This window comes from Aquabacterium sp., assembly GCF_021768455.1.
In the GTDB taxonomy this organism is placed as follows: Bacteria; Pseudomonadota; Gammaproteobacteria; order Burkholderiales; family Burkholderiaceae_C; genus Aquabacterium.
Genome location: NZ_JAIZVX010000043.1, coordinates 20,714 through 27,049, shown reverse-complemented (window position 1 = coordinate 27,049; position 6,336 = coordinate 20,714). Strand labels below are relative to the sequence as shown.

The window sequence follows — 6,336 nt, the reverse complement described above, 5'->3', positions numbered from 1 at the left end:
CGTCGGTGCTGCGCACCAGCAGGCACACACGCACGGCCACCACCTTCTGCCAGGCCGTGTCATAGCCCGAGGTGCCTGGCAGGCCCACGTCGTTGGCCTTCACGTAGCGGTCGACCACGCCGGTCCCGGTGCTGGACATCCCGTAGGTGAGCTGCATGTCGACGATGTTCTGGACCAGCGGGTCTGTCGTTCGGTTTTTAGGTTGGCCGTTTGAGTCGACTTGGCTGCTGAGGCCACTCCCAGAGCATTCGAGTTCGGCGCTGCTGGTGTCGACGCGGAAGCGGTTGTCGGCGATGGCGGCGTTCAGCGTGCTGTCATCTTCGATTGAGGTGCCCTGGCAGTCGGACGGACGGGAGACCTCGGCCTCGTTCTTGACGATGGGCGTGTTGGTCATGTCCGCCTCATAGCGCACCAGGATGCTGTCTGGTTTGAAGACGTCGCTGGCATTGCGCGTGTCCCGCTCGCACGAGACCGAGGTAACCGCCTGTGGCGTCATCGTCATGATCGCGTTCGCCGCAAAGCCGCCCTCGCAGCCCAGGATGGTGATGCCATTCAGGCGACGATCGAGGGTGCCTGCCGCGTTCACCGCTGTGGGCTGGCTGTAGCCCGCCATGGCGATCTGGCTGCGCAGGATGCCGAAAGCGGTGGTGGCGTCATCGGTGACCTGGGCCAGGGCGGCGGTCTGCCTGGCGCCGCCGCGGTTGCCCAGGTAGGTGGAGAAGGCCGCACCGATGATGACGAGTCCGATCACCATGGACACCATCAGTTCGACGAGGGAGAAGCCGCGCAGGGCCGCGCGTTGGCGCATGGGCTGGCTCATGGCTTGATCCGGAAGTACATGCAGCGTGTGCCGGTGCCGCTCACGCCGGTGGGGCACGCGTCGAGGCTGGCGGGGTCGCGTTCGTTGTTGTTCTCGCCTTTGCTGCCGGGGTCGGTCCAGATCAGGTAGATGTCGACCGCGTTGGCGGTGACGTCGCGGCTCGACACATGGACCCGGCCTGATGGCATGGCGTGGTACACGGCGCTGCGCCAGTCGAGCAGGTCCTGGGCCGCGATCTGGGCCGCCGTGCACGTCGAGGTGGCGGTGTTGCAGCTGGTGCTCGCCAGCTCGGTGCTGGTGGGCTGTTCATGGGCCGTGTAGGTGTAGTTGCCGGCGAGGAAGCCCGTGCGGTTGGCCCGCATGCGGTCGGCCAGGTCGCCGGCCAGCAGGGCGCCCATGGCACGGGCTTCGCTGGTCTTGGTGTACTTGGTGGCCTGGGCCTGCATGGCCCCCATGGACAGGATGCCCAGTGAGATCACCAGGATGGCAACCAGCACTTCGATCAGGGACACGCCGCGGGACGAGGGCTGGGCGTGCGCCGGGTGGTGCGAGGCGAATGGGCGGCTCATGATGTCCAGGCCTCCTGGGTCACGCGACCCTGGCGGGAGACGGTGAGCTTCAGGCTTTGGTTCGGGGTGTTGGTGCTGGGACCGACGGTGAAGGTGCCGGCGGCCGAGCTGGAGATGCCGTTGGCCATGAAGGTGATGGCCTTGAAGGTCTGGCTGTTTTCGGCCTTGGCCGAGCGCACGTTTTGCTCCACCCGCAGGATGGTGTCGCGGTCGCTTTCGAAGGCGCCATCCTCGCCGCCGCTGTTGTCGTGGTCCACAAAGACCATCCAGCCATGGCTCCAGTCGGTTGTGGTGGTGCTCACGCAGGCCGGGCTGGCCGGGTTGAAATTGGCAGGGAGGGGGCAGATGCTCACGGGCCCGCTGCGCTTGACCGCCTCGGTGCGGGCCAGGCGCAGGGCGGCGGCCAGGCTGTCGGCGTCGGCCTTGGCGCGCTGCGTGACCAGGAACTGGCTCATGGCCGGCACGCCCACGGTGGCCAGGATGACCACGATGGCCAGGGTGACCATCAGTTCCACGAGCGTGAAGCCACGCCAGCGTGCGCGTGAAGAAGTGTGTCCCGGTGTGTGCATGCCGTGAATTTTGCACGCGCAGCCACCCCCGTCCAGCCCGCGTTCCGATGTGCGGTAAGGTGGCGGCGACCAGCGGTCAGGCTGTGGCGTGAATGGCCACCTTGTTCGCGGGGGTGGGCTCCGCCATCGGGCGGGCAAACCCGGTTTGGGGCCTGCGGGCCGCTTTGCACACATCCAGCATGAACGACGACGAGACCCTGCACCAGGCCGTGGCCCTGGCGCGCCAGGCCGTGGGCCTGACCGACCCGAATCCCCGTGTGGGCTGTGTGATCCTGGCCGCCGATGGCAGCCTGGCCGGGCAGGGGCACACCCAGCAGGCGGGTGGTCCGCATGCCGAGGTGATGGCCTTGCGCGATGCCCAGGCGCGGGGCGTGAGCGTGCGGGGAGGCACCGCCTTCGTGACGCTCGAGCCCTGCTCCCACCATGGTCGCACCCCGCCCTGTGCCGATGCCCTGGTGGCCCATGGCCTGGCCCGGGTGGTGATGGCCATGCTGGACCCGAACCCCCTGGTGGCGGGGCAGGGTGTCCAACGGCTGGAGGCGGCCGGCATCGCCGTGAGCGTGGTGCCCCCCGATCACCCTGCGGCGGTGGAGGCGCGTGAACTCAACCTGGGCTTTCTGTCGCGCATGGTGCGCCAACGGCCCTGGGTGCGCCTGAAGGTGGCCGGCTCCCTCGACGGCCGCACGGCCCTGGAGAACGGCGAGAGCCAGTGGATCACCGGCCCGGAGGCCCGCGCCGATGGCCAGGTCTGGCGCGCCCGCGCCACCGCCGTGCTCACCGGCATCGGCACCGTGCTGGACGACAACCCGCGCCTGGACGTGCGCGCCATGCCCGTGCCCCGTCAGCCCTGGCGCGCGGTGCTGGACTCGCAGTGGCGCACCCCCGTGGGCAGCCGCTTGCTGGCGCCGCCCGGCACGGTGCTGGTCTATGGCGTGGCAGAGGGCGACGAGGCCCTGGTCCGGCGGCAGGCCCTCGCTGCGGCGGGCGCCACCGTCATCCCGGTGCCTGTGGCGGCGGCGGGCGTGCCCGCAGGGCAGGTCGACCTGGCCTGGGTGCTGCACGACCTGGCCCAGCGCGGCGTGAATGAACTCCATGTGGAGGCGGGCGCTCGGCTGAACGCGGCCTTCATCGCCGGCGACTGGGTGGACGAGTACCTGCTCTACGTCGCGCCCAAGCTGATCGGGCCGGGCCGGGCCCTGGCGGCCCTCGCGCCCCTGGGCAAGTTGGCCGATGCGCCCACCTTGCGTTTCGTGGACACGGCCCTGGTCGGTCCCGACCTGCGCCTGGTGGCCCGCCCCCCGGGACGCGAGGCATTCTGAGGGCCTTCTGATCCAGGTCGGCCCGGGCGCGTTTATCCTTCGCCATCCTTGCGGCGCATGCCGCCAACCCCCTGACGCTACACACCCATCATCATGTTCACCGGCATCATCACTGGCGTGGGCCAGATCGTGGATTCCCAGCCCCTGGGCAGCGAGGCCAGCCATGGCCGCCGCCTGACCCTGCAGACGCCCGCGGGCTACCTGGAGGGTGTCGGCCTGGGCGACAGCATCGCCATCAACGGCGCCTGCATGACCGTCACCACCTTCGACGCCGCCGCGGGCCGCTTCACGATCGACGTGTCTGCCGAGAGCCTGGCCCGCACCGTGGGCCTGGACACCCTGGGCAAGGTCAACCTGGAGCAGGCACTGCGCTCGCACGACCGCCTGGGCGGCCACATCGTCACCGGCCACGTCGATGGCGTGGGCGAGGTGGTGCGTTTCGAGCCGGTCGGCGAGTCCTGGCTGCTGCGCATCCGCGCGCCCAAGGCCCTGGCCCGATTCCTGGCCTACAAGGGCTCGATCACGGTCAATGGCGTGAGCCTGACGGTCAACCAGGTGGCCGACCAGGCCGACGGCCAGACCGATTTCGACATCAACCTCATCCCCCACACGATCGACCACACGGCCCTGGGCACCCTGAAGGCCGGCAGCCGCGTCAACCTGGAGGTCGACCTGATCGCCCGCTATGTGGAACGCATGCTGGGGGCCGAAGGCAAGCTCGGCGCCTGATCTGTCCGGAGATCCCCGGGCTGCGGGGCTTGCGCTGGGTCAGATTGCCCGCTTTGGCCCGTGTTCGCGCAGGGAAAGGGGTGGTTTCACCCTGAAACCGGGCCCCCGCCCGCCTACAATCCGTGGATGCCGATTTCCCCCATTCCTGAGCTGATTGCCGAACTCGCCGCGGGCCGCATGGTCATCCTGGTGGATGAAGAGGACCGCGAGAACGAGGGCGATCTGATCATCGCGTCCGACCACGTCACGCCCGAGGCGATCAACTTCATGGCCAAGTACGGCCGTGGCCTGATCTGCCTCACCCTGACCCGCGAGCGCTGCGAACGCCTGCAGCTGCCACCCATGGCGACGCGCAATGGCACCAAACACGGCACGGCCTTCACGGTCTCCATCGAGGCCACCGAGGGTGTGACCACCGGCATCTCGGCCGCCGACCGCGCCCGCACCGTCCAGGCCGCCGTGGCCCGCGATGCCAAGGCCAGCGACCTGGTCCAACCCGGCCACATCTTCCCCCTGCAGGCTCAGGATGGTGGCGTGCTCATGCGCGCCGGCCACACCGAAGCCGGTTGCGATCTGGCCGGCATGGCGGGGCTGTCGCCGTCTTCCGTGATCTGCGAGATCATGAACGACGACGGCACCATGGCCCGCCTGCCCGACCTGGAGGTCTTCGCCCAGGCGCACAACCTCAAGATCGGCACCATCGCCGACCTGATCCAGTACCGCAGCCGCAACGAATCGCTGATCCAGCGCGTGGGCAGCCGCACCATGCAGACGCCGGAAGGCGCTTTCGAAGCCCAGGTCTTCAAGGACCGCACCGGCGCCCTGCACCTGGCCTTGAGCCTGGGTGACTGGGGGCCGGCCGACGAGGTGCTGGTGCGCGTGCACGAGCCTTTCACGGCGCTGGACTGGCTGGACGCCGGCAGCCGCAGCCACTCCTGGCCTCTGCCCAAGGCCCTGGCCGCGCTGCGCGAAGCCGGCCGTGGTGCCCTGGTGCTGCTCAATGCGGGTGACGACAACGATCGCCTGCTCGAGCGCCTGCTGCCGGCCGAACCTGCCGTGGCGCCCAAGACCCCGGTCGACCTGCGCACCTACGGTGTGGGCGCGCAGATCCTGCGCACCCTGGGCGTGCAGCGCATGCGCCTGATGGGCAACCAGCAGCGCCTGCCCAGCATGATGGGTTATGGTCTGGAGGTCACGGGCTTCCTGACCGCCGATGGGCAATCCCTCCCGGCGCAAGGCCACTGAGCCAAGAAAGACCCACCCAGGACATTCCATTCACCTCGCGCTTTTTCCCTTCGCTCTTTTCAACCCCCTATCGCTCTTTACCGGATTCACACCATGCAAGGCGCTGACAAAGGACAAGCCGGCCGGCTCGATGGACACGATCTCCGTGTCGGCATCGTCCAGGCCCGCTTCAATGACGAACTGACCTCGCGGCTCGCCGCGGTCTGCATCGACGAACTGACCCAGCTGGGCGTTGCGCCCAAGCACATCCAGCACGTGACCGTGCCCGGCGCGCTCGAAGTGAGCGTGGCCCTGCAGGCCATGGCCGACAGCGAGCGCTTCGACGCCCTGATCGCCCTCGGCTGCATCATCCGCGGCGAGACCTACCATTTCGAGCTGGTTGCCAACGAAAGCGGCGCTGCCGTGACCCGGGTGAGCCTGGACCACCGCGTGCCGGTGGCCAACGCCATCCTGACCGTCGAGAACCAGGCCCAGGCTGAGGCCCGCGTCGAAGAAAAGGGGCGCGATGCCGCCCGTGTTGCCGTCGAGATGGCCAATTTGCTGGATGACCTGCTGTGAGCGCCACCCCCGAGAACACCCCCTCCCAAGGCGCCCCGCTGGAAGGCCGTCCGGCCCGCAAGACGGCCGGCGGCCCTCCGCGTGACCGCGCCAAGTCCTCGCGCCGCCGTGCCCGCGAGTTCGCCCTGCAAGGCCTCTACGAGTGGCAGCTGAACCAGCGTGACGCGGGCTCGATCGACGCCCATGTGCGCGAGCTCGAAGAGTTCACCAAGTGCGACCGCGCCCACTACGACGCCCTGCTGCACGGCTGCATTGACCAGCGTTTGCAACTGGATGAAAGCCTGCTCAAGTTCCTGGACCGTCCGGTCGAAGAACTTTCACCCGTGGAGCATGCCGTGCTGTGGATTGGCGCGTACGAACTGACTCACTGCCTGGATGTGCCCTACAAGGTCGCCATCAACGAGGCGGTGGAACTGGCCAAGAGTTTCGGTGGCACCGACGGGCACAAGTACGTCAACGGCGTGCTGGACCACCTGGCCCCCAGCCTGCGCCCCGACGAAGTCAAAGCCGCGCGCCCACGCTGATGG

At 68.6% G+C, this 6,336-nt stretch carries 8 protein-coding genes; 5 read left to right on the top strand and 3 right to left on the bottom strand.

What is annotated here, in order from left to right:
- The 3 genes from QZ994_RS07910 to QZ994_RS07900 all read right to left on the bottom strand — a co-directional run.
- A partial coding sequence (locus QZ994_RS07910; protein ID WP_290870683.1) for a PilW family protein occupies positions 1–820 on the bottom strand: 820 nt, incomplete at its 3' end.
- Entirely contained in the window at positions 817–1,389 is a 573-nt protein-coding gene (gene pilV / locus QZ994_RS07905; RefSeq protein ID WP_290870680.1) for a type IV pilus modification protein PilV, read from the bottom strand. The genes pilV and QZ994_RS07910, both read right to left, overlap by 4 nt.
- Positions 1,386–1,958 carry a GspH/FimT family pseudopilin gene (locus tag QZ994_RS07900; RefSeq protein ID WP_290870676.1) on the bottom strand — a complete coding sequence of 191 codons (573 nt, stop codon included), beginning with the start codon at positions 1,956–1,958 and terminating at the stop codon, positions 1,386–1,388. Before QZ994_RS07900 ends, pilV begins: the two co-directional genes overlap by 4 nt.
- 179 nt (positions 1,959–2,137) lie before the next feature.
- On the opposite strand from QZ994_RS07900, the gene ribD reads away from it, so the two are divergent.
- From ribD to nusB, 5 genes are all read left to right on the top strand, one after another.
- The gene (gene ribD, locus QZ994_RS07895) at positions 2,138–3,277 is read left to right on the top strand and encodes a bifunctional diaminohydroxyphosphoribosylaminopyrimidine deaminase/5-amino-6-(5-phosphoribosylamino)uracil reductase RibD (protein ID WP_290870674.1); all 1,140 of its coding nucleotides are present in this window, start codon (positions 2,138–2,140) and stop codon (positions 3,275–3,277) included.
- A 93-nt stretch (positions 3,278–3,370) separates the two neighbouring features.
- Positions 3,371–4,006: a riboflavin synthase gene (locus tag QZ994_RS07890; protein WP_290870671.1), complete on the top strand. Its 636-nt coding sequence runs from the start codon at positions 3,371–3,373 to the stop codon at positions 4,004–4,006.
- A 126-nt stretch (positions 4,007–4,132) separates the two neighbouring features.
- Positions 4,133–5,251 (top strand): bifunctional 3,4-dihydroxy-2-butanone-4-phosphate synthase/GTP cyclohydrolase II, encoded by a 1,119-nt coding sequence (gene ribBA, locus QZ994_RS07885; RefSeq protein ID WP_290870668.1) that lies wholly within the window; start codon positions 4,133–4,135, stop codon positions 5,249–5,251.
- A gap of 93 nt (positions 5,252–5,344) precedes the next feature.
- Entirely contained in the window at positions 5,345–5,809 is a 465-nt protein-coding gene (gene ribH, locus QZ994_RS07880; protein ID WP_290870665.1) for a 6,7-dimethyl-8-ribityllumazine synthase, read from the top strand.
- A 38-nt stretch (positions 5,810–5,847) separates the two neighbouring features.
- Complete coding sequence (nusB, locus tag QZ994_RS07875) at positions 5,848–6,333, top strand: transcription antitermination factor NusB (protein ID WP_290870688.1); 486 nt, start codon at positions 5,848–5,850, stop codon at positions 6,331–6,333.
- Positions 6,334–6,336 lie beyond the last annotated feature (3 nt).

Bases quoted from the DNA above. Each gene is read 5' to 3' on its own strand.
- pilV (WP_290870680.1), bottom strand. From the start codon at position 1,389: ATGAGCCGCCCATTCGCCTCGCACCACCCGGCGCACGCCCAGCCCTCG.
- ribD (WP_290870674.1), top strand. From the start codon at position 2,138: ATGAACGACGACGAGACCCTGCACCAGGCCGTGGCCCTGGCGCGCCAG.
- ribH (WP_290870665.1), top strand. From the start codon at position 5,345: ATGCAAGGCGCTGACAAAGGACAAGCCGGCCGGCTCGATGGACACGAT.
- ribBA (WP_290870668.1), top strand. From the start codon at position 4,133: ATGCCGATTTCCCCCATTCCTGAGCTGATTGCCGAACTCGCCGCGGGC.
- QZ994_RS07890 (WP_290870671.1), top strand. From the start codon at position 3,371: ATGTTCACCGGCATCATCACTGGCGTGGGCCAGATCGTGGATTCCCAG.
- QZ994_RS07900 (WP_290870676.1), bottom strand. From the start codon at position 1,958: ATGCACACACCGGGACACACTTCTTCACGCGCACGCTGGCGTGGCTTC.